Below are 24159 nucleotides of genomic sequence, written 5' to 3' on the forward strand. Positions count from 1 at the left end.
AGGACATGTTGAGCGGCGGTTGATTGCAAGCCTGCGAGGATGCGGCTTTTTCCGTTCCGGCGAAAGATGGGTTGGGAACGGAAATTGCTGTATCGACGCAGGCTTTTGCTCTGACTTTAACCGGTAAATTCCTGAACCCACTGGCCATTGTAGTATGCGATTCCAATTTGGGTGTAATTACCGTTCAAAATGTTGGCTCGATGATCGGGGCTGCTCATCCATTGATTCATCACTTCCGTCGGACTCGTCTGTCCTTTGGCGATATTTTCTCCTGCGGAGTTATAGGAGATCCCGAATTTCTTCATCATATCAAACGGGGATCCGTAAGTCGGCGACTGATGATCGAAATAATTGTTGTTGTACATATCCTGCGCTTTTGCCATGGCCACCCCCGAGAGACTCGCGTTCATACTCAGGGACTTCAACCCGGCGTTCGTTCTTTCCCGATTCACCAGGTCCAACACTTGCTGCGCAAATCCGGTTGGATTCGCGGCCGGTTGCGAAGGGACGTTGGGTATTTGTTTCGCGGTCATCGGCGTTTTCCCTGCATCCACTGTGGAGATGGACGACGTTTGCGTTAAGGTTGACGTTGGTGCGGCATGGCCGGAATGAGTTTCAACCCGATTGCTCGAACAACCTGTAACGGCAACAAGAAGCATAGCTGTTACGATAATGTGTTTTATAACAAAACCTCCTCGATCCGTCTTACGTTATCGAACAAAGGTTTTGCAAAATGCTCTCGTTTTATTCAGAACCTCGCTGCTTTCGTCTCCCTATTTCCCGAAACTCCACGCTACGGACTCAGGGCAAAACGCAACGCGCGGCTAATCAAGACGGGCAGGACCGATACATGGTTCTCGTCTTCAAACACTTTAAACTCGGCTTTCACGCCATGACCGGAGAGGCCGGACAAGCGTTCCGCCAGTTCCTGTGCGCTGTCGCAATTGCGGGATATATGGCTCTTTTCCAGTTCGCCGAATGCGAGCAGCAGACGAACGCCGACCGGATCCTCGGCCAAGCGGGCAGCAAATTCCCGCTCCTCCGCGAACAGATATTGTTTGTTCCAATGGATAGAGGGACTGCCCGCTATGTAATATTGAAACGCGCCCGGTTTCGTCAAGAACGCATACAATACGAACAGGCCGCCGAGCGAATGGCCGAAAATCGCTTGCCGTTTGCGATCGATCTTGAATTCGCGCTCGAGATGCGGTTTCAATTCCTCCTCGATAAATTGCAGGAAATGCCCCGCTCCCCCTTGTTCGGGCAAGGCCGTTCCGTCGGGTCTGCGGAGATATTCGGTCGTCGGCTTCGGCGTCAAATCGTAGAATCGTTCCGGAGCAAACGGCTCTTCGGTCTCATATCCGATTCCGACAACAATGGCCGGAACGACCCCGGTCTTATCCGGCCGACGGCTTTGCAAGCGGAGCGCCTCCACCATCGTTCCGAACACGGAATTCGCATCCAGCAAATAAACGACCGGGTAACCTCCGGGCGGAGGATCGCCCGGTGGCTGGGCCACCTTAATTTGGTACGCGCGGTTTTCCGCGTTCGAACGCATTACCCATTGTTCCGCCCGCGGCATCTCGACTTTGAGACGCTGCGTTTCCTTGACCGCGCTTGCCGTCGCTGCCACATTAGCAGCGGTTCCGTCCTGCCTGTCGTTATGAAAAACCATTTCACCCACTCCTCTTCCGGCTAGTCACCCTTACCGGGTCAGAAAACGGACTGTGTCGTCGATAATTTTCTCGTACGCAATCAAACCGCTGCCAAGCCAATACGTATTATCAACCTCAACTACGCGCCCTTTTTTAACCGCCGGAATGCTCTTCCAGATCGGACTTTCCGTCATCTCTTTCATCCGTTCGTTCCCCATGTCGTAAGCATTCAGCATGAAAATATAATCCGCGTCCAATTCGGGCAAAATCTCCAGCGAAACATTGGCACTGTTCTCGTTTTCTACTAATTTTGAAATTCCGAGCCCCAGATCCTTATGAACAACATATCCGCATAAATAATTGCCGCCCATCAGGCTTACGCCTCTCGGGGCAAAGCGAAAAATCGCCACCTTCTTGTCTCCTGCCGCTTGCTCCAGCTTCTCCTTGGCTTCTTTCACCTTCTCTCGATAGGCTTGCAACGCTTGTTCGGCTTCGGCCGATTTGCCGAGCAGTTCCCCCAAGGTAACGAGCGATTTTTCAATATCCCCGGAAGCATTCTTAAACACATAAGTCGGGGCGATTTTGGAATAGTTTTCGTAAGCGCCGTCTTTATCATAAGTCGCCGTATGCAGAATGATCAGGTCGGGATTGTAAGACATCAACACTTCCGGCGACGGCAGTCCGGCCGAGAGGTCAAGCTTCGGAACATCTTTCAATTCCTCTTGCAAATACTCATGACCTCGATTGCCGTTGGACCATTGCGCTACCGGTTTGACGCCCAGCTTGAGCAAAGAATCCTCCATATTGGGGGCGAAAATGTTCTTGGGCGCCGCAGGAACGATCACTTCATGGCCGAGCTCGTCAATCACCGTTCGTTCGCCGGACGGTACCGCGCCGCTCTCCTTGGATTTCGTGTTTGCCGAAGAATCGGACACGGCCGCAACCGAAACCGGTTGCTCGGGCGAAACGGTGTGATTCTGCGCATTCGAACCGCAGGCCGTCAACAGGCTTCCGGCCATGAAGCAGCATAACCATGCCGAAACCCGGATTTTAAGGAATGTTTTCTTAGGATGAATCATTTGCAGCATAGCGACTTTCCTCCTGTGATCATAATTCTCAATTGCATTGAGTATAAATTATGCGTCGCAGGATTTGCCATGGACATTTTCCGGGAAAGCATTTGGACATTTTCCGGTAAACAGAAGCAGCGCTTCATCCAACATTCGCGCAATCGCCGTCGCCGAATACTCGAACCACGGATCGGCGGAGATCGGATAGACATGTCCGTTATTCACCGCTTGGAGTTGCCGCCATTCGGGGGAATGCTGCAGCGCCAGCCAGAATCTGCGGGACGATGCCTCGGGACACACGACGACCAAGATTCTATCCGGATTAAGCTCCGCCAATCGCTCCGGCGCGAGCGGCGCGTTGCAAGGCCCGCCATCCGTACGGCATGCCGGCTTAAGCTTCAAGTCTCGATACAATACTTCCTCTAACCCGCGGTTCTCATAGAGATGAATGTCTTGTCGATAGATGCGTAAGAGCAGGATGTTATCGTAGCCCATCGCCTCGCCGATTTGCGTTCTCGCCGCAAGAACCTTCCGGTCGTATTGCCCAATCCACTGTTCGGCCCGATCTTCTTTATGTAAAAAACGAGCCGTCATCCGCAATTGCTCTCGCCAATCGACATCTGTCGGTACAAGGAGGCAAGAGGCAATATCCTCCAATTTGGCCCTCTCCATAGGGCTTAATCCGTCGGTTCCGATAATGGCGTCAGGACGATCCTGAGACAGTTGATCCAGATTCGCTTCAAATGTCCGATCGGTATAGGGGAATGTAAGCTTCAGATGGGATTTAATTTTGGTATGATAAACATGATAGTAATAAGGCGTCCACTTCGGATGAAGCGGCGCGGCCGCCGGAATCACATGAAGCGCAAGCAAATGTCCTATCATTGAAGGGGAGTTGGCCGCGATGCGCCGTCTGAAATTTTTTGCATAATCGGACGGAGCCAGGCCGACTTCCTTCTTGAATTTGCGGCTGAAATAAAATTCGTCCCGGTACCCCACCTTTATAGCGATCTCCCGCAATCGCTCGTCGGTTTCCGCCAAATAACGCTTGGCGCGATTCATCCGTAGATCCGTCAGGTACTCCATGGCGCTTTGTCCATATGTTTCCTTAAAAAGGTCGACAAAATATTTGGGGCTGATATTCGCCATCTGCGCCAGTGATCCGATGGAAAGCGGTTCGTTATAATGTTTGTCCATAAATTCCTTGACGTCATTCAGGTTCGTCTTTCTATTCCGGTCCGGCGCATATAAGTTATTGTCCGTCAGCGTCTCTTCTTCCGTGAACACGGGAAACCTCCTTTCGATTCTCGAGCGATAAGAAGTTTATTTTGGATGTAAATGAACATATTGGTGTTGCGGTTGGTGTTGGCTTTGAAGTTGATATTGATAATCATTATCATTAACAAAACTAACATATGGCCGTATTCCAGTCAAGCGCGACAACTGTTCATAAGAAGCCACTTCTTGAAAGTGGCGAGCGGGGAGCAAGCGATACCGCAACTATTTCTTACGAAACCGAGCATCGTTATTTGGGCAAAATGGAGCTTCTCCATTTGCTAACGAAACTGGGAATCGCTATACATCATAATAGAAGGTCATACAGCGGTTTTTCACCCAAATAACGACTTGGAGTTTCGCTAAAATTTGTAATCGCCTCGTTATTACGGCCATAACGTTCCTCAGGTTCGCTAGCCCCAATCCGACGCCATGCTCGCGCTAAGCCGGATCGAAGAAGCTGTTTTCACAGCCGATAACTCCGGAGCAGTTACTCAACACAACTTTTCCTTAAAGTTTCGATATATCCATGCGCCATATGCGATTTGCCTCGTAAACCTGCCATTACCTCATTCTCCTCAACTTGGAGTCAAGCTGTTAGAACGCAACAAGAGGCAGGATCGGCTAACCCCTGCGGGGCATGAGTTTATCCCAAATGGAACGCTCCATTCCCCGAAATTCGGCATACTTTTGTTTCCAACTCGCTATCGATCGAAGTGAACGACTTGTGTGTACGGGTTGCCAAAATTTTGCTCGCGAGTTACAATTGGATTAACTCGGACGTGAAGCACACGCCGCTTCGATACTTTTGTATCGGAGCGTTTTTTTGTTGTTACAATCGAAATAAAGGTGGTGGACGTGTTGTCGACATTCGAGCAAAAGTATGGGGAGTGGCTGGAATCGAACATTATGCAAGAGAAAAATCACAGAAGGCGTGAATTGCTTGAGAAGGGGCTAGGGCACGGAACTACGGAGTTTCTACGCACCGTTTGGTTTCCGGCAGTTCAACATTTCGATCATTTGCATCCTGAATGGGAGGTGCTTGATTTTCATAACGGATACCGCTACGTGGATCTTGCTTATATGCCCGGAGGTATGAAAGGCGGGATTGAAATTCAAGGGTACGGTCCTCACGCCAGGGATATTGATGTCAAGCGGTTTAAGGACCTTTGCTGGCGGCATTGCTTGTTGGCGCTCGACAATTGGATCTTTTTGCCGATCGCTTATCTTTCTATTAAGGACGAGCCTCGCCGCTGCCAACAGCTTGTTCTTTCCTTCATTGGCAGATTCATGGCAACGGATGTGCCGACCGAGTTGACTTGTCTTGAGGCGGAAGCCGTTCGCTTTGCCCGGCGGGAGCTACGACCGTTTACCCCTATGGAATTGGCAGCTCACCTGCGAATATCGGATCAATATGCCCGTCGAGTTCTGCATAAGTTGGTGGAACTGGAGCATTTAGAGGTGGCGAGCGGGAACAAGCGATGCCGCAAATATTGCTTACGAAACCTAGCATCGTTATTCGGGTAAAATGGCGCTTCTCCATTTGCTAACGAAACTGGGAATCGCTATTCCTCATAATAGAAGGTCATGCAGCGGTTTTTCGCCCTAATAACGGCTTGGAGTTTCGTTAAATTTGAAATCGCCTCGTTATTACGGCTTTAGCGTTCCTCAGGTTCGCTAGCGCTTCAGACACCGTGCCCGGCCCGTTACGCTGAAGCCGAATCAAGAAGCTTTCCCAACGCTCCCTGCGCGCGGACTGAACCCGGTTTCGCCCCCTCAGCAGTCAACAAAAACCACTTCTTGTCGAAGTGGTTTTGATTTTCGTTTTGGTGGGTCAAGTACAACATTGTACTTCCGCCCGGTCGCTTGCAATCTAACTTATCACAAATGAAACCGACGTACCCGCTCCCGGAGTGCTTGCAATGTTCAGGCCGCGGCCATACAACCGTTTCAAGCGAAAATCGACATTGCGCAGCGCGATCCCTTTACGATCCGCATCCGGCTCCAGAAGCCCGGACGCAACCTCTTCGCTCATCCCTACGCCGTTATCGATGACGGAAATTTCCGCGCCGCCGTCAAGTGTTCTCACCCGGATCCGCACGATGCCGCCTTCCGCCCGCTTCATCAGGCCATGTCTGATTGCGTTCTCCACAAGAGGCTGTATCGAATACGGCGGTATGTGCCAATACTCCGTGTTTCCGTCTACCTCCCACTCCACTTGCAGCCTGTCCTCATATCTCGCCTGCTCGATAAACAAGTAGGACCGCACAAGTTTCAGTTCGTCGTTCAGAGGAACCCGTTCGCCGATATTTTGGAACTTAAACTTTTCGCGCAAAAAATCCCCAAAATGATCAATCAGTTCGATCATCTGTTCCGGATTGTCAGCATGCAATGCGACAATCGAATTGAGCGTGTTCAAGAAGAAATGCGGTTCGATCTGCGCTTGCAGCCAAGCCGCTTCCATTCGTATGCGTTGGCGGGCCGATCTTCTCAGATGAGTCAACGCCTGAACCCGGGCCCGAAGCTCCCTGGCTTCCACTGGCTTTGTCACGTAATCGTTCGCGCCGGCCAAAAAACCATTCTCAATATCTTGCGCGCGATTGCGGGCGGTGAGCAGCAAGACGGGCAACTCGGACACCGCGTATCGCTCCCGTATTTTTTGCGTAAGTTCGTAACCCGACATACCCGGCATCATGATGTCGGTTATGACCAGATCCCACTCTTGGCCGTCAAGCAATGCCAAAGCTTCGGCACCGTTCATCACCGTTTCCGCCTTATAGTCATCGCGGGAAAGAATGGACACCATAATGCTTAAGTTCAGCGCATCATCGTCGACAACCAGTATACGCGGCTTATCCCCTACGTACCGTTGCAGCGGATCCTGCTTCTCCTCTTTCCGATCATCCGGCACGGGCTGTGCCGCGGCAACCTCCAAAGATTGGAAGAAACCGAGGGAACCGTCGGTCCCCTTCTCATGCGCAACCTTCGCCCCAGAGGAGTCATCCGGTATCAATGTAAAGACAAACCGCGAACCTTTGGCGGGAACAGACCGGACCGAGATGGTTCCTCCATGCAATTCCACCAATTGCTTGCTTATGCTAAGTCCCAGGCCAAAACCGCCTTCGTAACCGTTCATCGGATGTGCTTGTTCATACGGTTCGAACACCCGGCGCACGGTCGATTCATCCATGCCGACCCCGGTATCCGAAACGACGATGAACGCCCGGCCCTTCTCGGTGTACGCCTCTACGCACACCTCGCCTTCATGCGTATACTTCACTGCATTGTGCAACAGATTGAACAAAATCTGAATCAAACGATTCTCGTCGGCGAACACTTTGGGGAAATGTTCCGAAACCCGATTTGTCAGCTCAATTGGCTTTCCGACGGCCATAAACCGGATCATGTCCATGACTCCGCTTACGATCGGCTGTACGGAGACGCTTTGGATATTCAGCCTCAGGCTGCTATCCTTCAGTCGCGCGACGTCAAGCAGGTCATCGAGCATAAGCGACATTCTCCTGCCTACTTTCAGCACCGTCTCCAATTCGCGAATGCTCGTTCCGCTTATGGCATCTCTTTCCCGCTCAAGCACCGACTGGGAAATATTAATCATACCGTGCAACGGATTGCGCAACTCATGAGACGTGTTTGCCAGGAACATATCTTTTTTCCTGTCGACTTCTTCCAGCTTCTCGGTTAGCAGTTTCTGCTCGGTGTACAACTCGAAATAGCGCTTGATCCAGATGGAAGAAAACAAAATCATGCCCAGAATAAGGTCAAACGGATAAAAGATGACCTTGATTCCCATGAACATATAAATCATCCACCAAATCATGTGATTCGAAAACGCCAGAAATGCCAAAAACTGCATCAGACTGCTTCGAATCCCCTTCACCGCCATACGAAGCACGGAAACGATGAGCAATACGAAAATGGGTGAAGCGGTCAGGAAGATCGCATATTGCATCATTTCACTGCCTTGAGGCGGAAGCCATATGCTCATCACAACCCCGACGATTGCCGCAACGCCGTATACCCGCAGCCATTTCGCCCGCCATGCTTCGGGAAGCTGTACGCTCACCATTTGCAAAATGGCATAGGCAAGAACCGTAAGCGATAGACACAAAAGCTTGTAGCTCCATGCATACGAAATTGGAAACCAATGCAGCAACAATTTGTCTTCGCTGCTATTCAAGGTGATGAGCGTGAAGCTCATGATGGACACGGCAAAGTAAAACCAATGCTTGTTTCGCTCAATGGCAAAGAAGAGCAGCAAGTAGACCGCCTGCATCATCAATGCGGCTGCGATAAGCTGCTGCGTTGCCATGGAAAGCTGCTTTTCGCGGAAAATAGCCTCATCCGTTCCGAACTTGAGCGAACGGACCAGTCCCCCGCTTCGAGGATCGGCAAAGTTGGCTGCCTGAATCACCAGCTCGATCGTCCGTTCCTTATCCGCCATGAATGTCGCTATGTAAGGAACATTTCTCGCTTCATACTCCTCGGCACTCGACGCGGGATGGCCGGAAGAAGCGATCAATTTGCCGTTGACGTACAATTGCGACGAACTGCGGATACTGGGAACATAGATGCTGTACACTTCATCCGCGGAATCGACCGCAATTCTCAGCCTGTATGTACCGAATCCGTAAGGGGTCGGTGTATCCGTCCGCAAGTGCGCATTCCATTTCGAGGGGACGTCGAGTCGCTGCGCGCGGTATTTTGCAAAATCTTGGTCATGTCCTTCGGACATCGGCAAAATACCCGGGTAGAATTCCCACTCTCCATCAAGCGTAATCGTTTGGCCGGATCCCGAATCCCAGTTCCGCAAATCCAGCAGCCCGCCCGCAGCGAAAGGTTGCCCGGACGGCTTGAATAACTCCAGCCATAAGAGGCGGCCGCCGTTCATCACCGCAATAAATAATAAAATGGTTAGAATAACGCGATATTTTTTCATAACCTTGTAAAGATTCGACAACTTTCTCCATATTCCTCCACCGCCCGGCGAAGCTGAATCAAATCAAATCTGAACTCAATGTTGAACCCAGATACTCATATTGGCGGATTCTGCCTGAGCCTCCTGATGGCACTGCCCGAAATTTCCCTTTCTCTACAAGTAGGCGGCAATATTTGATGACAGTTTGCTTATGCAGCTCAAGTTCTCTTGCAGCTTGCGAAGGGCGAATAACACGATGACGCCGAATAGCCAAGCGCATCAATTCACGTTCAATTTTTGCAAATTTGTGCGGGATATTTCCATTCTGCTCTATGGTTACAGCTAAATAAGGGGCCAAAATACTGCGCAGCATAGCCACGATAACGAAGGATTTTCCTTCAGTTCGTCCAATGAAATCGCGATAAAGCAATATCCTTGCGATTGCAGGAAGAGTCCCCGATTCAGATCCATGCGGTATTTCGTTCGATCCATAGCGTGCGAACCATAATCCATAATCTCGAATGCAAAAAAATGTCCACCCAAAATCCACATAAAATCTACAAAGTAAGACCGTCCTCGCGACTCCCTCACTTCATACTCCGGATGCAGCCCAATAAAGTGTCCTATGAGGGGCCACCATATCTTCTCTGCAAACAGGCGATTTCCATATCCATGTCCCCTTCGCAGCGCATCCTTGCGTTCCCCTTGCCGTTTAGCCAAATGTGTCCGGATCCACTTTTCATGCTCAACATCAAAACTCATAACAAGCCACTCCTTTCCCAAAATAAAAACCCCGGACTCCTCTCCATACGGGAAGGAATACCGGGGCGTGCTTCGCCACTTGCATTATGTCAAGTTTATATCATGAATCCCCAATATTTTCAAGCTTAAAATTAATGAACCCTTGGGTGAAGCATAGACTTGTATGATTTTTCATATTAACTGAGCTCTTTTGCATCATCGAATCCGATGATTGTGCGATTTTTCATATAAAATTGAAGCCACATGATCGCATATACGGGATTGTGTACGATTTTTCGTACAATCGCTCTATTTCAACCGTTTGTATGAACCTATTGTTCGATTTTTCATACAAGAAACAAGGGGTCGAACCCCTAACCTTTACACTGCCACCGATGCGCTCCCCTACCCTTGTCCAAATGACCGCTCCATAACTTATGTCGCAAAAAAACCGGAGTTAACCTTGAAAGTCAAAAGAGAGCGCCCAGTTCAATTTCCCATCTTTTTTCTCGGTTATGGACCCATTTTCAATATCTTTGATCAATTTATGAATCCAGTTTCGTTCGGCTTCAAGCAAAGCGAGCGAGTATTCCTGTTCGATGACGAACAGCCGATCGATTCCCATGGATCGAGTCGCCTCCATCGAAGAACGGGTTTCCTCTATTTGTTTGACGAGCGCTTCGGCTCTTTCCGCCAAAAGGTCCAATACTTCCCCTGGCGTCAAATGAGCCAAAAAAGAAAGTCCTGCCGCAAATTGCGGATATTCTTTCGCAGGCAAACGCAACAATGATCGAAGCCAATCGAAAAACTCGGCTCTTCCTTCCTCCGTAGGTCCATAAATCGTCCGTTCGGGATGCCTTCCCTCCTTTTCCGTTCCAACCGATTTAATCAGGTTGTTTTTCAATAAACCCTCAATGACTGCGTAAAGCGAGCCCGTGTTCAATTTGATGCTGTCGGAAAGCCCGCGTTGCCGCATCGTAACCCCAATTTCATAAGGATGCATGGGTCGTTCGTGCAGCAGAGACAAGATAGCCAGTGCCAGCAGATTGCTTCGTTTCGGTTTAGGCAAGCCACTTCGCCCCCTTTCTGATTCGATTCATTATTATTATAGACCATTTTAAATATTTTGAAAATAATTAGTTTACTTATTGTAGTCTAAATGTTATAGTTTATTTAAACTAATAAAACAAATTGAAATGAGGATGAGGGAAAATGGAAAACTCCAATCAACAGCATAAAGCATTAATTATCGGTTGCGGCATCGCCGGTCCGGCTACGGCCCTGTTTCTGAAAAGAATAGGAATCGATTCCGTCATTTACGAAGCGGAGAAAACAAACGACGATTATGCCGGATTGTTTCTCAACCTGGCACGCAACGGGTTGCGTGTTATGGACGAGTTGGGCATTGACGAACCGATTCGCCAGGAAGGCATTGTGATGCAAACGATGAAGATGGTCAGCGGGAAAGGCAAGATGCTCGGCACGGTTGGCCAATCGACGGGAGAACCGCAAGGTTACACGATTAAAAGGGGGTTTATCCACAAAGTGTTGCGCGAAGAAGCGCTGCGTCAAGGGATACCGATCGAGTTCGGCAAGAAACTAAGAAGCATCGAGACAAACGAGCCCAATCGTGTAGAGGTTTCCTTCGAAGACGGGTCCTATGCATCCGGGAACATACTCATCGGCTGCGACGGCATTCATTCCCGTACACGGAAAATTGCCCTGCCGAATTCGCCTGTCCCATCCTACACGGGATTAATCAGTTTCGGCGGTTTTGTGAATCGCAGCAAGGTGCCTTATGAACGAGGAATTCAAAAGCTGGTATTCGGCAAACGCGCCTTCTTCGGGTACATGGTCAAACCGTCGGGCGAAGTATACTGGTACGGCAACATGGATTATAACGGGCAGCCGACCCGCCGGGAATTACAAAGCATTCCGCAAGAAGAATGGCGAAAAACGATAAACGGTTTGTATGCGAACGATCTCGATCCGATTCCGCAAATCGTGCGATCGACGCAAGGGGAGATCGGCGTGTTCCCGATCTACGATATGCCGCCGGTAGCCGAATGGTATCGCAAATCGGTTGTTTTGGTCGGAGACGCCGTACATGCGACATCGCCCAACGCCGGTCAAGGCGCTTCCTTAGCGCTTGAGGATGCCATGGTGCTGGTGAAGTGCATACGGGACCTGCCGAACCTGGAACAGGCATTTTCCATGTTCCAACAATTGCGCCGCGACAGGGTAGAACGGATTGTGCAGTATTCGCGGTCCATCGGCCAACGCAAGCATGCGACCAATCCGGTGCAGGTATTTTTCCGCGATTTGATGCTGCCGATGTTTCTGAAACAGGCCAACAAGGACTCGCTCGGATGGATGTACGATTATAAAACGAACTGGGAGGATAAGATTACGGTATGAGAGAGAAGTTTGCTTTTTTAACGTTGTTTATTACGGTCTTGTTGTTTGGGGTAGTGAACGGGGGAGGCTTATACGAGGAAATGATCGTTGCTCCCGTATGGAGCGCATCGCCGCCCGAATCCTTTGCATTGATCCAACCGCCGGATGGCCTCGCGCTGATAAACTTTTGGATTCCTTTTCACATCGCTGCAAACATATTCGTTATCATTGCATTGATCATGAATTGGAAAGCGAAAAAGCGTAGAACCTATCTATTGGTTGTATTGGGGTTGTATGCGATTATACGGATCGTTACGTTTGCGTATTTTGCCCCCGAGATTACGTTTTTCCAGAATACGCCCGCCGAGGGGCCGTTTTCTCCCGAACTTGCAGCCAGGGCCGAATTATGGACTATGCTTAGTTGGTTAAGAACGATCGGTGAAATCGGCATTAATATATTGCTTTTACTCGCTCTGATCCAGCCAGGATTCCAAAGAGATACAAGGTTGTCTTCCAGATAACGATCAAGAAACCCTGTCCCTTTTTTTTTAAGGCCGCAGGGTTTCTGTTGATTTAAGCGTTACTTTAGAACAGTAAAGAAATGTCGGGGCCCGTTTCTACCGCGTTTTTTATTTCACGTAGAATGTAGCATCCTGCTGATCCAGAGATGAGGACACCGGAGAGATTTCCAGCAGGCCGCTCCGATGCCTCAAATAAGCGCCGGCGATATTGTAGGATTCGAAAGATGCCGCCCACGGGCTGGCAAACCCGCTACGGATGCGCCAAGTCGCATCGTTCTTGAAAAGCGTTGAATTGTCATTTGCGTCCAGCCAAACTTCTCCGTTCCGGTGACGGAGAAAATAACCCGGCATGGCGGAGGATTCGATCGATTTGCCGCCTAGAATTCCCCCGAGGGTACCGGTATGTCCTGCGAATCGCCCAGAGGGATGCCGAAATCCGGCGTTCCGTCAGGTTTCCAAGTGAATTTCTGAATACGCGTGGATCTTAAACTCGTCTCCGCTCCCGGCGCGGGCAGCGCGTGAAAGACAATCCAATCCTCGCTTCCGTCCGGAGACTGCGTGAAGCTGTTATGTCCCGTCGCGTATACGCCGTTCTCTACGCTTTTGCGGAATACGGGATTCGGCGATTTCGTCCAGGAGGACGGATTCATTGGATCGTCCGTCTCCTTCATAGTCAACATACCGAGAGCATAGTCCTCTGACCACGTCGTGCTTGCCGAATAGACAAGGAAGATGAAACCGTTGCGGTGCAGTATGACCGGCCCCTCGTTAATCGCCATGCCGCCTTGCTTCTCCCATGCCAGCGTCGGAGCCGTCAGCAGGACATGATCCCCCTCCAGCGTCCACGGATTCGCCATGCGCATGATGTAGATCGCCGAGCCGTAATCCGGGAAATGTCCATATCCCGCGTATAGAAAATACAGCCGGCCTCCCCATTCCAGCACAGTGCCGTCCAGCCCGGGAACGGGCGTCGAAAGCGCCCCCTTCCACTCCCATACGCCTTCGAGCGGGTTAGCCGCTCCGTTCTCCAGCACGCAGATGCGCCGGGACTCGTCGCCGCCGCCGTCGTTGGCCGTATAGTAGATATACCATTTGCCGCCCAGCCGATGTATTTCCGGGGCCCACAGATTATGGCTGTATCTGCCGCCCGGCGGCGGCGTCCAGACCGTTTTCGTACGGCCCCCGGCAAGCCCCGTTAAACTCGAGGATTGCGTCAATTCCAAAGTTCCGGACTGCGTGGACATAAAGTAATAATAGCCGTCGGAATGCCTCATGACCCATGGATCGGCCGCTTTCTCCACGATCGGATTGCGAAACGTTGCGTATTGTGTCATTTTTTCTCCCCTATCCCTTCATTCCAGTCAAGGCAATGCCTTCGACAAAATATTTCTGCGCAAAGATAAACAACAATAAACTCGGAATCAATGCAAGCGTGGATCCAGCCATAATATAGGTCCATTGCGAGCTATAAAATCCTTGAAAAGATGCGAGAACGAGCTGCAGCGTGTACTTCTCGGGAGAGTTAATATAAATAAGCGGCCCGAGGTAATCGTTATAACCCGCCAGGAAGTTCAGAAGTCCTTGTGTGATCAGAACCGGCTTGGATAACGGCAATAGAATCCGGACAAAGATCAAAAACGGGCCTAATCCATCGATCTTGGCGGCATCCTCCAGTTCCTTGGGGATGGTCATAAAAAACTGCCTCAGCAGAAATACCGCGGCGGCTGCGCCGAACATGCCCGGAACGATTAACGGGAGCCAGCTGTCCACCCATCCGATGCTCTTGAACAAGATGAACGATGGAATCATCGTGACCACGCCCGGAATCATCATCGTCGCCAGCAGCATGATGAACAGAACGTTCCTGCCGGGGAATTGCAGCCGCGCAAAAGCGCTCGCCGCCAGCGCGCTTGTGAACAGGCCGACCAAGCACGGCAGCGAAATAATCAGTATCGTATTCATAAAGCCTTGCAAAATATCGGATTCAAACAGAACAAATCGATAGTTCTCCCAAACGAAGTTCTCCGGTATCCATTTGGGGGGCATTTCAAATTCCAATCCTTGCTGCTTCAGCGAAGTGGACAGCATCCACAGGAAGGGTACAGCCATTACCAGCGCACCGGCAGAGAGGAATAAATACGCAAACGTTTTGCGGAATTGTTCGCCCATCCTCTTCCGTTGCCATGTGCCGCCGGAATTCAAGTTATTCGCCATGCGTTTTCCCTCCCTTAATCGTAGTGCACCCATCGCCGGGACAAATAGAAATTCAGCAGCGTTATGACCAGAATGATTAAGCCGACAATCCAGGCCATCGACGACGCATATCCCATGTTCATGTAACGGAAGGCATTCTGGAATAGATAATAAACAATCGTTGTCGTAGAATAGTTCGGACCGCCCTCTGTCATAATCTGGAATCTCGGATAATCTTGCAGCGCGGCGATGATGGCGGTGATGAGAATATAAAGCGTAGTCGGTGAAATACACGGTACGGTGATGTGCCGGAACTGCTGCCAACGGCTCGCGCCGTCGATCTCCGACGCCTCATAGAAGCTCTTAGGCACGCCTTGAAGCGCCGCCAGATACAGTACGATATTGAGGCCGAGTCCTGCCCATGCCCCTTGAATAATCATGGCCGGCATGGCCCATGTTTCGCTGCTCAGCCAAGCGGGGCCATCGATACCGATCCGCTCGAGCAAGTTGTTGAGCAGACCGTAAGTATCATTAAATATCCATTTCCACAGCAATGTGAGCGCGATAACCGAGCTAATCGTCGGGAGAAAGAATACAGCCCGGAAAAAGTTGATCCCGCCAATCTTCTGATTCAGCGCGATCGCTGTTCCCAAGGCGATCGCCATCCCAATCGGAATGCTCAGCGCGGAATAGAACGTATTAAACAACGTTTTCCAAAAAAGATCGTCATTCACCAAATTGACATAGTTGTCTGCTCCGCTAAAAACGGGATCCTGGTAGCCGCTATAATCGGTGAAGCTAACATAAACGGAAAAACTGAGCGGGATAAAGGCAAACAGCATAAATCCCAGGATCGGAGCGGAGATAAACAGATAAGCCCAAAGGGATTCCCTGCGTTTCATGTTCATCCTCCAATGCATACGGCGAAGGAAAACGCACATTGGCGTTATCCTTCGTTCAAAGTTCGTCTCTTTGCAGCTCTCCTTGCGGCTTATTTAAACAAAGCGGGATTACCTTCCTTAATTGCCGCATCGATTTTCGGCTTCAAGTCGTTCAACAGCTGATCTGCCGTTTTTTTGCCTTCCCACATTGGAGCAAGCCCTTGTGCAAGCATGTCGTACCATTTGGCGTTAGGCAGATTCGTCCATGGACCCGCAACCTGGACTTCGGCCGCCTTGATGAATACTTCCGCATGCTCCGGCTTCTGGCCAGGCTGCAGGAATACGTCCGTATTCGCCATCGACATGAAGCTTGGGATCGAGAAGCCCATGAGCGATTGTTCCTTCTGGCCTTCCGGTCCTCCCAAATATTCGACCAGCTTGTATGCCGCTTCCACATTTTTGGACTTGCTATATATGGACAGTCCCACGGATCCGCTGGTTCCGCCCCATTCCTTGGTCGGCAACGGAGCCACATCCCAATCAAAGCTGAGCTTGCGGAATTCCGGTACCATCCAGCGGCCGGTGATCATCATGGCCAGCTTGCCCGTCTTGAACATTTCACCGTCATTCAAGTCCTTCAGAGCAGCCGAGCTTGGAACGACGCCGTGTACGTTCGTGAGATCCGCCGCGAATTGCAGAGCGTCGATCGTTTCCCGGCTGTTGCCGATAAACTCGCGCTTATCGTCACTCAGGAACTTGCCTCCGTTCCCGTACGCAAAGCCCTCCCACCAGATTGGACCCATGCCGTATTGGACGGTTTTGCCGTTCTCTACGACCGTCAGCTTTTTGGCTGTTTCGAGCAACTTTTCCATCCCCATCGGCGAGTCCGCATCCGGGAAAGGAACGCTCATTTTGGCGAACAGATCCTTGTTATAGTAAAGTACAGTAGGTCCGATGTCCTTCGGAAGCCCGTACAGATTCCCTTGGCCGTTGGATGCTCCGTCGTAGCGGTAGCGGGCCAGGCCCGATTCCCACATATCGTCGAGATCGATGTTGCTGTTCTTCACGTATTCGTCAATAGGAAGCAGCAGACCCTGGCTGACCCATCTGCCGAAGTCGCCGTCCGGGACATAGAACACATCGGGAGCGTTGCCCCCGGCAAGAATCGTGTTCATTTTGCCCACGTAATCTCCTGACGGAATATGCAAATAATCTACTTTAATGTGAGGGTTCTTGCTTTGAAACGCTTCTATCAACTTCGTGAAAACTTCTTTTTCGGATGGATCTCCCCATCCCGCAAATTGAATTGTGACGCGTTCATTCGACTGTTCGTTGTTCCCGGATCCGGCCGCAGCCGGCTCTTGTTCGTTCTTGTTGTTATTGCCGCCGCACGCTGCCAAAAGCCCCATTAGCAGCACCAAGCTAACAGTCACTAACAAACCGCTGAATAATTTGCTTTTTCGTAGATTCATCTTTATTAGCCCCTTTGTTATATTCTGCCTTGCTTAGTTTTATTATCATGGAGTCCTGCTGCGCGAACAATTGTGAAAACGCTTCATTTAAACCACAAAAAAAAAACGATTCTGAATCGTTTTCGACGGACGAAAAAAATCCCCAGGGAGGAAAATTCGCTTGCGTTTTTGTTTATTGATTTTGCTTGCGCCACTCGAGCGGCGTCATACCGAAAGATTTGAGGAAAAAATCGTAAAAGCGGCTGGAAGAAGTAAACCCCACCTCGGTCGAGATCGAATCGACAGGTTTGTTCGTTTGCTGCAGCAGCCGTTGCGCTTCTTGCAGACGAAGATTGATGATGTACTGCTTGGGGGAAACGCCGGTCAAATCCGAAAACTTTTTGCGCAAATTACTCTCGGAAATAAAATGTTTTGCTGCAAGTTCGCTAACCGTCATCTGCGTGTAGTAACCTGCATGAATTTCCTTCAACACTTCTTCGACAATCGCTTGGTCTGACACATTCCGAGCAGCAGGCTGCATGATTCGATTCCGCTGAAACAATAGCAGAGTCGTTTCCAGAGCAATTCGCATTAAGTTCATAGCGTCTATATTGTTTTGGGCCGACTTCCATTCTTTCTCCAACTGGTAGAAGCTGATCTCGGCCCATCGCAAATCTTCTTCTTCAAGATGAGCTCTGCGAATACGCTGAGGGTTCTGCTCGAGACTATGAAAGATGTGCTGGCAATAAGCCGGGAGCCGTTCGTGGTAAAAATGAACGGAGACGCCTTGCCAAGGTTCCGTACATACAAAGCCGTGATGAAGGCGGGAGGGAATCATAATGAGGTCCCCCGCAGCCACTTTCATATTTTGCTGCTGTGTGCTGTAGTAACCCTCTCCATCCAATATTAATGTCAGCTCATCATATTCATGAGCATGCGACATAAAGAGGCCTTCGCCTTTCTCCGCCTGAAAAGTATGGGGCTTGAATCGTTCCAAACTGATCACGAAGTGTTTCTCATTATCTTTCATTGTCCCACCACCCAAGATTAATAGATACCTACATTCTAACATGTACGGCGGTAATAATATCAACCTATGCAATAACCGTATACGATGAACGAATTCAAGGCCGGATCGGTTGCTTCATTTTGCGTTTAGACATCTCAACAATCGATGAAACGGGTCCATGAGCGGAACGATCAACACGATTACCGTTAAGGAAATCACACAGGAAACGACGGGCGTAAGCACATCCTCCCAAAGAAGAGACGATGTCGGTCAGACACCAACCAAACAGGAAATTTGGGGAAAAGATCTACACTGCCAATGCAGCGCTCCCCCGTTGTGGTGAGATTCATGGCCCTAACCCCCCACTTTCAGGCAGGACCGTATTTGATTTACTTGTAAGCCTGCGCCGCAAACAAAACAGCTGCCATCTTCATGGCAGCCGTTTTGATCTCCGGTTGCAGACCCGCTGCGTCCGGCGCAATAAATTTTAGTTTATCTCTTCCAGTTCCACAATCTTTGTCGCAATATGCTTGCAAAACTCGCTGTCATGCTCCACAAAAAGGATGGTCGGAGAATGCTCCAGCAGCAACTCTTCGATTTGCATCCGGGAAATGACGTCCACAAAATTGAGCGGTTCGTCCCAAACATGCAAATGAACCCGCTCGCAGAGGCTTTTTGCGATCAGCACCTTCTTCTTCTGACCGCCGCTAAAAGAAGCGATGTCTTTTTCAAATTGCAAACGCGAAAAATCGAATTTCCTCAATATCGATTTGATCAAGCTTTCGTCAATTCCGCTGTTTCTGGCGAATTCCGACAAATTGCCCTGCAAATGTGAGGTGTCCTGCGAAACGTAGGATACTTTCAACTGGCTCCCTCTTCGAAACGTGCCGGAAAAAGGAATTTCATCGCCGCAAATCAGTTTGAGCAGACTGGATTTGCCTGAGCCGTTCGGACCGGAGAGCGCAATGCGGTCCCCTTGCTCCACAGTAAAGCTGACGTCGCGGCAAACCTTCTTCTCGCCGTAACGAATCGAAACGCGGTCCAACTCGACTAATTGCTGTTTGTGATACGACAACTGAGATATTTTCAGGCTTTCCGAGCTTTCAACGTTATTAAGCAGTTGGAATCTTTCCTCGATCGCGGATTGTTGTCTTTTCTCGATCGATTTGGACCTCTTCATCATTTTGGCAGCCTTGTGACCGATGTACCCTTTATCGACCTTGGAGCCGGAGTTGCGGGTGCCGTTTTTTGTTTTTTCCACTTCGTGCGACCAGTTGCTGGTCCGCTTGGCGGCTTCGGACAGCCGCTTGATGTCCTTCCTCAGCTTTTCGTTCTCGGCCATCTCAAAGTTGTCCTGTCGTTGTTTGTTTTCCCACCAGTCGGAAAAATTTCCTTTCTGGATTTCGATATTCGTCTTGTTGATCGAAAGAACGTGATCCACGCAGTTATCGAGAAACGCCCGATCGTGCGACACCAAAATAAACCCGCTCTTGCCGTTCAAATAATCGCTGACCAGCTTCCGAGCATGCAGGTCTAGATGATTGGTCGGCTCGTCAATAAGCAAAAAACGGTTTTCCTTCAAAAACAGCGCCGCAAGCTGCACCTTCGTTTGTTCTCCGTTGGACAACGATTCGAACGGTCGGTATAACACGTCCTCTGACACCTTTAGCAGTGAAAGCTCGCGAAGAAGCTGCCAGTGTTCAAAGTCGGGATAGATGTCGGCGACGACGTCGACGGTATTGTTTTGTTTGCGTTCAACGTGGAATGGGAAATATTCGAAGCTAACGTTAGCCGAAATCGTTCCGCTGTATTCGTACTTACCCAGCAGCAGATTGAGAAACGTAGTCTTACCCCGGCCGTTTCTCCCCGTAAAGCCCAATTTCCAGTTGGTATCAATTTGAAAGCTTACATTCTCAAAGATGTTGTCGTAACTGCCGTCATAAGCAAACGTCAGGTTCGTTACCTTGATCAATGACATGTGTCGGCAACCTCCTTTTGTTAAAATAAAAAGAGCTACAAGAAAGTTACCTTTCTTGTAGCTCAAAAGATACCCGCATCCAACCCAGTACAGGGCATGACAAGGATTTATTTTCTGAGTGAAAAGAATAAGGTAACTCTCTTGCCAATAAAGAATAAAACAAACCCTGTTTTATTCTTAAAAAAAGCGGCAAGAAATATTACATTATCCTCTTCAACTCCCATCGTTAATTGTCAGTTTAATTTTAACAGACCCGCTTCTACATTGCAACAGACTATAAATGACAACCCGCTTGCGATTTGCTTACGGTTCAATGTTTGACAATTTATCAGGATTGCGAATTGCATCGATTGCGATAATTCTGCCTTTGCTTACTGTAAGGGATACAACGGTTAGTAGCCCATCAGCATCCTTTAACACGATGCCCGGCACACCATTAACTAAGGCAATTCGTACATAATGCGGGGCTCGTTGAGTAAACTGGAGAATTCCGAATGCTACGCTCGAGGCCCCATACTCAGCTTGTTGTAGAGTGCTAACCTTACCGCCCCCATCACCTCGCCATACTACTTCAGGATCAAGCAAGGCAATAAGCCGTTCCAAATCACCTTCTAGGCAAGCCACAGCAAAAGCGTTCACTAATTGATATTGCTCTTCGTATGTTGGTGTGAACCTAGGCCGTCCACGCTCAACATGTTGCCGAGCACGAGAAGCAAGCTGCCTGACGGCAACTGTCGATCGTCCCAGTACTTTGGCGATTTCATCATAAGATAGTGCAAAAACATCATGCAAAAGAAAGGCGGTTCGTTCTGCTGAAGTCAATCGTTCAAGCACGACCATCAAAGCCATGCTTACGGATTCATCCAAGGCAACTTTTTCAGCGGGATCCATTGAATCAATGTCCTCAACCATTGGTTCGGGCAACCATGTCCCTACATATTGTTCTCGGCGAATACGAGCGCTTCCCAGTGCATCCAGTGCCAGTCGAGCGACAATCGTAGTAAGCCAGGCAGATAAATCACGAATCTCTGAAGGATCATTCATTCGTTGCAAACGAAGCCATGCCTCTTGCACACAATCTTCTGCATCAGCTAATGACCCTAGCATGGCGTAAGCCACCCGAACTAGACGAGGGCGTTCAGCTTCGAACGCTTTAGTATAAATTAAGTCTGTATCAAAAGTTCGTGAAGCTTCATTATAAGGTTTACGCGTCAACCCTTGGTCACCTCCTTCTTCAGCCATGTAGCAAAACTGATTGTTCCAGATACCGCTGGCTTTTCCGTCGTAGCAGCTCCAGCACGTAAAGCTTTTCCAACCATTCCCGGTAAAGGGATGGGTAAATGAATTCCGTGAATGCCAGTAATCGATTTCCACGTCTTTGCAAGGTCACGAGCATCTATAATTTCAGGGCCTGCCACCTCAATCGTTTTCTGAAACGGACGAGATTCTACAGTATCCGCTACAGCTTTTGCAACTTCATCCACAGAAACGGTTTGAGTCTTCATCCTTATCAAGGGAAGCACCTTCCAACGATTGGCCTGTTGGAACATTTCTGCAATATACTCATGAAACTGGGTAGAGCGAACAATCGTCCAAGGTACGATTCCCTCCATTACCAATGCTTCTTGATTTGCTTTCATACGGAAATAACCGATTGGAATTCGATCACAGCCAACAACAGACACGCATACGTGGTGGCCTATACCCGCAGCTTTTTCAGCCATGAGCAGCCTGCTTGTGCCATGTATAAGGACATCCTCTGCTTTCCAGGAGGAATTGCTGGCATCCACGACCGTGTCACAACCCTCTAATGCTGTCTCCAATCCCTCGCCTGTGACTAAGTCCACTGGGTACGTATGCGATTTACGACTAAGCACGCGTACATCATGCCCTCTTCTTACCAGCTCTTCAGTTACTCGCATCCCCAACTTGCCTGTTCCGCCAACGATCGCGATCTTCATCGTCATTTCTCCTTTCTTCCTCTCTACTTGGAAGACGATGCAGCCAGCTGAAATGTGACATAGTTGTAAAGTAAAAAACGGGTTTTTCCTCCCGCATACTTCAGGCATGCTTTTTAATAAAAACGCCCGAAATATTTCCCTTCATGATAAAAGGAATATTCCGGACGTGCTTCGCCACTCATCAAATCGCAACAATGATTATAGTATGCCATAACTAGGTCATTTTTCAAGAAAAATGTAGGGAGCATTTTGTACGATTTTTCGTATAACAATGGACTCCAAGCGACGAAATTACGGTTGTTTATTCGATTTTTCGTACTAAATCTCCAATTCAATCTTCTACGCAGCATTTTTAATACGATATTTCGTACAAACTCGAATCCTCCGCTTGCATGATCCGTTGTTTATACGATATTTCGAACAAAACCATTTCAATTGCACAAAATGGTTCGGGATAGGAAGCATTCTTTGCCGCGCAGCCTGAATATGCTTATCGTCCAACAGAAGATGAAGCTTCTGTGGAAATTTTTTTGTAAAAAATACGCGGATATACGAGGGGGAAATAAATTGCATTTAAATACAGAAGAGGAACAATGCTGGTTCGTCGTTGGTGAAGTTCTACAAATTATGACAGGAAAATGGGCGTTTTTAGTCATTGCAGAACTGTACAAAGAATCCAAACGTTTCAATCAATTACGAAGAGCTTTGGATCATGTTAGTACCAAATCTTTAACGGATATTCTAAGGCATTTGGAACAACATGGGGTCGTTAAACGTCGAGTGTTTCCAACAGTACCTGTAACAGTAGAATATTCCTTAACGGATAAAGGCAGGGACTTTCAATGCGTACTCCAAGAGATGAGAAAATGGGGGGTAAGGTGGGGAATACCTGATAAACCGAATCACAACGTATCAAATGAAGATCCAGCCCAATAGGCCCGGAGACTAACAGATATCGCCATCTACACTTGCCTGAATCGCGATCGTTCCATTTTCATCTACAACCCTTTTGGCATTACTGTTTTCTTACTGGTTCTATCATACTAATTTCCCGTCTTGTTGAATCAATTAGCTAAATTCAATTTTTAAACAAGAAAAATGTTCGTCTCCAGTACAATTACCAATCAATATTGGGAAGCTTGTAGCGTTTTTAAACTGTAGAAAATACAAAAAAACGGCATCTCTGCCGTTTGAGTTCTGTGTTGGTGGAGCCTAGGGGGATGTCCGAATCTTTGATTGAATGGCTGTCGAAGCTCACTCGACGAGGACTTTTAGCGGTAGATTCAGACGCCGTGCTCCTCCGCTTCGCTCCGTCCGCGCGGACTGAACCCCGGGGTTCGCCCCCATAGCAATCCACCATATACAAAAAAACACGCTTCTTTAGCGTGTTTAATTCTTGTATATGGTGGAGCCTAGGGGGATCGAACCCCTGACCTCATCGCTGCCAGCGATGCGCTCTCCCAGCTGAGCTAAGGCCCCGTACAAACTTACTGCTGGTATTCAATTTTGGGGAAGCGTAACTGACCATGCCATACTCCCAGCTGAGCTGAGGCCCCGGCACAAGGAATATCTTAACACATAGCGACCGGGGCTGTCAACGAAAATTATTTGTCTTCCAACGTATGCTTGGACAATAAATTCGTCAACTCTTTCATGAACATGTTAATGTCTTTGAACTGCCGATAGACGGAGGCAAAACGGACATAGGCGACTTCATCGACGGGGTACAGCTGCTCCATGACAAGTTCGCCGATCGCGCGGCTTTCGACTTCGGTATTGGCCGTATTGCGGAGCGATTTTTCCACTTCGGAGACGATCGATTCGAGCCGCTCCGCCGATACCGGCCGTTTCTCGCAAGCGCGAATCAACCCGCGCAGCACTTTGTCGCGATTAAACTCTTCGCGATTGCCTCCCTTTTTGATGACGATTAACGGTGTTTCCTCAATCGTCTCGAATGTGGTGAACCGCCGATTGCATCTTTCGCATTCGCGACGGCGGCGAATCGATTTGTTTTCGTTGGCAGGTCGCGAATCTAATACTTTCGTTCCCGAATAGTCGCAATGCGGACATTTCATACACCGTTACCTCCAA

At 49.2% G+C, this 24159-nt stretch carries 21 protein-coding genes and 1 tRNA gene; 4 read left to right on the plus strand and 18 right to left on the minus strand.

The features are described 5' to 3' along the window. Positions 1-116 precede the first annotated feature (116 nt). The 4 genes from LQ229_RS00780 to LQ229_RS00795 form a co-directional block, all read right to left on the minus strand. Positions 117-533, minus strand: coding sequence for a CAP domain-containing protein (locus tag LQ229_RS00780; RefSeq protein WP_356709134.1), 417 nt, complete (start codon positions 531-533; stop codon positions 117-119). A gap of 260 nt (positions 534-793) precedes the next feature. Continuing rightward, on the minus strand, positions 794-1582 hold the full coding sequence (locus LQ229_RS00785; RefSeq protein WP_230190802.1) for an alpha/beta hydrolase-fold protein: 789 nt from the start codon (positions 1580-1582) through the stop codon (positions 794-796). A gap of 123 nt (positions 1583-1705) precedes the next feature. Further along, positions 1706-2743 carry an ABC transporter substrate-binding protein gene (locus LQ229_RS00790; RefSeq protein WP_216539377.1) on the minus strand — a complete coding sequence of 346 codons (1038 nt, stop codon included), beginning with the start codon at positions 2741-2743 and terminating at the stop codon, positions 1706-1708. Between the two features lie 48 nt (positions 2744-2791). Beyond that, positions 2792-4012, minus strand: coding sequence for a helix-turn-helix domain-containing protein (locus LQ229_RS00795; protein WP_230190700.1), 1221 nt, complete (start codon positions 4010-4012; stop codon positions 2792-2794). A gap of 849 nt (positions 4013-4861) precedes the next feature. Between LQ229_RS00795 and LQ229_RS00800 the strand changes: the two genes are divergently transcribed. After that, on the plus strand, positions 4862-5527 hold the full coding sequence (locus LQ229_RS00800) for a transcriptional regulator (protein WP_216537365.1): 666 nt from the start codon (positions 4862-4864) through the stop codon (positions 5525-5527). Positions 5528-5873: 346 nt separating this feature from the next. On the opposite strand, the gene LQ229_RS00805 is transcribed toward LQ229_RS00800, so the two are convergent. From LQ229_RS00805 to LQ229_RS00815, 3 genes are all read right to left on the minus strand, one after another. Continuing rightward, positions 5874-8957, minus strand: a complete 3084-nt coding sequence (locus tag LQ229_RS00805) for an ATP-binding protein (RefSeq protein WP_230190701.1) — start codon at positions 8955-8957, stop codon at positions 5874-5876. Positions 8958-9015: 58 nt separating this feature from the next. Further along, a complete protein-coding gene (locus LQ229_RS00810) occupies positions 9016-9486 on the minus strand; it encodes a hypothetical protein (RefSeq protein WP_230190702.1) in 471 nt (156 codons plus the stop codon). Positions 9487-10134: 648 nt separating this feature from the next. Beyond that, the gene (locus LQ229_RS00815; RefSeq protein WP_230190703.1) at positions 10135-10746 is read right to left on the minus strand and encodes a PadR family transcriptional regulator; all 612 of its coding nucleotides are present in this window, start codon (positions 10744-10746) and stop codon (positions 10135-10137) included. 143 nt (positions 10747-10889) lie between these two features. On the opposite strand from LQ229_RS00815, the gene LQ229_RS00820 reads away from it, so the two are divergent. Beyond that, the gene (locus LQ229_RS00820; protein WP_216537361.1) at positions 10890-12095 is read left to right on the plus strand and encodes an NAD(P)/FAD-dependent oxidoreductase; all 1206 of its coding nucleotides are present in this window, start codon (positions 10890-10892) and stop codon (positions 12093-12095) included. After that, positions 12092-12595: a hypothetical protein gene (locus LQ229_RS00825; RefSeq protein WP_230190704.1), complete on the plus strand. Its 504-nt coding sequence runs from the start codon at positions 12092-12094 to the stop codon at positions 12593-12595. Before LQ229_RS00820 ends, LQ229_RS00825 begins: the two co-directional genes overlap by 4 nt. A 108-nt stretch (positions 12596-12703) precedes the next feature. Here LQ229_RS00825 and LQ229_RS00830 read toward each other — a convergent pair whose 3' ends face one another. From LQ229_RS00830 to LQ229_RS00870, 9 genes are all read right to left on the minus strand, one after another. After that, complete coding sequence (locus tag LQ229_RS00830) at positions 12704-12979, minus strand: AbfB domain-containing protein (RefSeq protein ID WP_356709281.1); 276 nt, start codon at positions 12977-12979, stop codon at positions 12704-12706. Next, positions 12973-13929, minus strand: a complete 957-nt coding sequence (locus LQ229_RS00835) for a glycoside hydrolase family 43 protein (RefSeq protein ID WP_230190705.1) — start codon at positions 13927-13929, stop codon at positions 12973-12975. The genes LQ229_RS00830 and LQ229_RS00835 overlap by 7 nt, the downstream gene beginning before the upstream one ends. A gap of 10 nt (positions 13930-13939) precedes the next feature. After that, complete coding sequence (locus LQ229_RS00840) at positions 13940-14809, minus strand: carbohydrate ABC transporter permease (protein WP_230190706.1); 870 nt, start codon at positions 14807-14809, stop codon at positions 13940-13942. 14 nt (positions 14810-14823) lie between these two features. Then, positions 14824-15690: a sugar ABC transporter permease gene (locus LQ229_RS00845; protein ID WP_230190707.1), complete on the minus strand. Its 867-nt coding sequence runs from the start codon at positions 15688-15690 to the stop codon at positions 14824-14826. Between the two features lie 89 nt (positions 15691-15779). Further along, positions 15780-17141, minus strand: coding sequence for a sugar ABC transporter substrate-binding protein (locus LQ229_RS00850; protein ID WP_230190708.1), 1362 nt, complete (start codon positions 17139-17141; stop codon positions 15780-15782). Between the two features lie 172 nt (positions 17142-17313). Beyond that, the gene (locus LQ229_RS00855) at positions 17314-18150 is read right to left on the minus strand and encodes an AraC family transcriptional regulator (RefSeq protein ID WP_230190709.1); all 837 of its coding nucleotides are present in this window, start codon (positions 18148-18150) and stop codon (positions 17314-17316) included. 466 nt (positions 18151-18616) lie between these two features. Then, positions 18617-20107: an Lsa family ABC-F type ribosomal protection protein gene (locus LQ229_RS00860; protein WP_216537354.1), complete on the minus strand. Its 1491-nt coding sequence runs from the start codon at positions 20105-20107 to the stop codon at positions 18617-18619. Positions 20108-20410: 303 nt separating this feature from the next. After that, a complete protein-coding gene (gene sigJ / locus LQ229_RS00865) occupies positions 20411-21349 on the minus strand; it encodes an RNA polymerase sigma factor SigJ (RefSeq protein WP_230190710.1) in 939 nt (312 codons plus the stop codon). Continuing rightward, complete coding sequence (locus LQ229_RS00870; RefSeq protein ID WP_216537352.1) at positions 21319-22068, minus strand: NAD(P)H-binding protein; 750 nt, start codon at positions 22066-22068, stop codon at positions 21319-21321. Before LQ229_RS00870 ends, sigJ begins: the two co-directional genes overlap by 31 nt. A 468-nt stretch (positions 22069-22536) precedes the next feature. Here LQ229_RS00870 and LQ229_RS00875 point away from each other — a divergent pair, with 468 nt between their 5' ends. Beyond that, entirely contained in the window at positions 22537-23004 is a 468-nt protein-coding gene (locus LQ229_RS00875; protein WP_356709144.1) for a helix-turn-helix domain-containing protein, read from the plus strand. 467 nt (positions 23005-23471) lie between these two features. On the opposite strand, the gene LQ229_RS00880 is transcribed toward LQ229_RS00875, so the two are convergent. Then, a tRNA-Ala gene (locus tag LQ229_RS00880) sits at positions 23472-23547 on the minus strand. A gap of 125 nt (positions 23548-23672) precedes the next feature. Beyond that, on the minus strand, positions 23673-24143 hold the full coding sequence (gene nrdR, locus LQ229_RS00885) for a transcriptional regulator NrdR (RefSeq protein ID WP_216537351.1): 471 nt from the start codon (positions 24141-24143) through the stop codon (positions 23673-23675). Between the last annotated feature and the right edge of the window lie 16 nt (positions 24144-24159).

Source organism: Paenibacillus sp. CECT 9249 (genome assembly GCF_918697855.1).
Classification (GTDB): domain Bacteria; phylum Bacillota; class Bacilli; order Paenibacillales; family Paenibacillaceae; genus MSJ-34.

Coding starts and splice junctions, on each gene's coding strand:
- LQ229_RS00780 (WP_356709134.1), bottom strand. CDS start 533: ATGACCGCGAAACAAATACCCAACGTCCCTTCGCAACCGGCCGCGAAT.
- LQ229_RS00785 (WP_230190802.1), bottom strand. CDS start 1,582: ATGCCGCGGGCGGAACAATGGGTAATGCGTTCGAACGCGGAAAACCGC.
- LQ229_RS00790 (WP_216539377.1), bottom strand. CDS start 2,743: ATGCTGCAAATGATTCATCCTAAGAAAACATTCCTTAAAATCCGGGTT.
- LQ229_RS00805 (WP_230190701.1), bottom strand. CDS start 8,957: ATGAAAAAATATCGCGTTATTCTAACCATTTTATTATTTATTGCGGTG.
- LQ229_RS00820 (WP_216537361.1), top strand. CDS start 10,890: ATGGAAAACTCCAATCAACAGCATAAAGCATTAATTATCGGTTGCGGC.
- LQ229_RS00825 (WP_230190704.1), top strand. CDS start 12,092: ATGAGAGAGAAGTTTGCTTTTTTAACGTTGTTTATTACGGTCTTGTTG.
- LQ229_RS00835 (WP_230190705.1), bottom strand. CDS start 13,929: ATGACACAATACGCAACGTTTCGCAATCCGATCGTGGAGAAAGCGGCC.
- LQ229_RS00840 (WP_230190706.1), bottom strand. CDS start 14,809: ATGGCGAATAACTTGAATTCCGGCGGCACATGGCAACGGAAGAGGATG.
- LQ229_RS00845 (WP_230190707.1), bottom strand. CDS start 15,690: ATGAAACGCAGGGAATCCCTTTGGGCTTATCTGTTTATCTCCGCTCCG.
- LQ229_RS00850 (WP_230190708.1), bottom strand. CDS start 17,141: ATGAATCTACGAAAAAGCAAATTATTCAGCGGTTTGTTAGTGACTGTT.
- LQ229_RS00855 (WP_230190709.1), bottom strand. CDS start 18,150: ATGAAAGATAATGAGAAACACTTCGTGATCAGTTTGGAACGATTCAAG.
- LQ229_RS00860 (WP_216537354.1), bottom strand. CDS start 20,107: ATGTCATTGATCAAGGTAACGAACCTGACGTTTGCTTATGACGGCAGT.
- sigJ (WP_230190710.1), bottom strand. CDS start 21,349: ATGGCTGAAGAAGGAGGTGACCAAGGGTTGACGCGTAAACCTTATAAT.
- LQ229_RS00870 (WP_216537352.1), bottom strand. CDS start 22,068: ATGAAGATCGCGATCGTTGGCGGAACAGGCAAGTTGGGGATGCGAGTA.
- nrdR (WP_216537351.1), bottom strand. CDS start 24,143: ATGAAATGTCCGCATTGCGACTATTCGGGAACGAAAGTATTAGATTCG.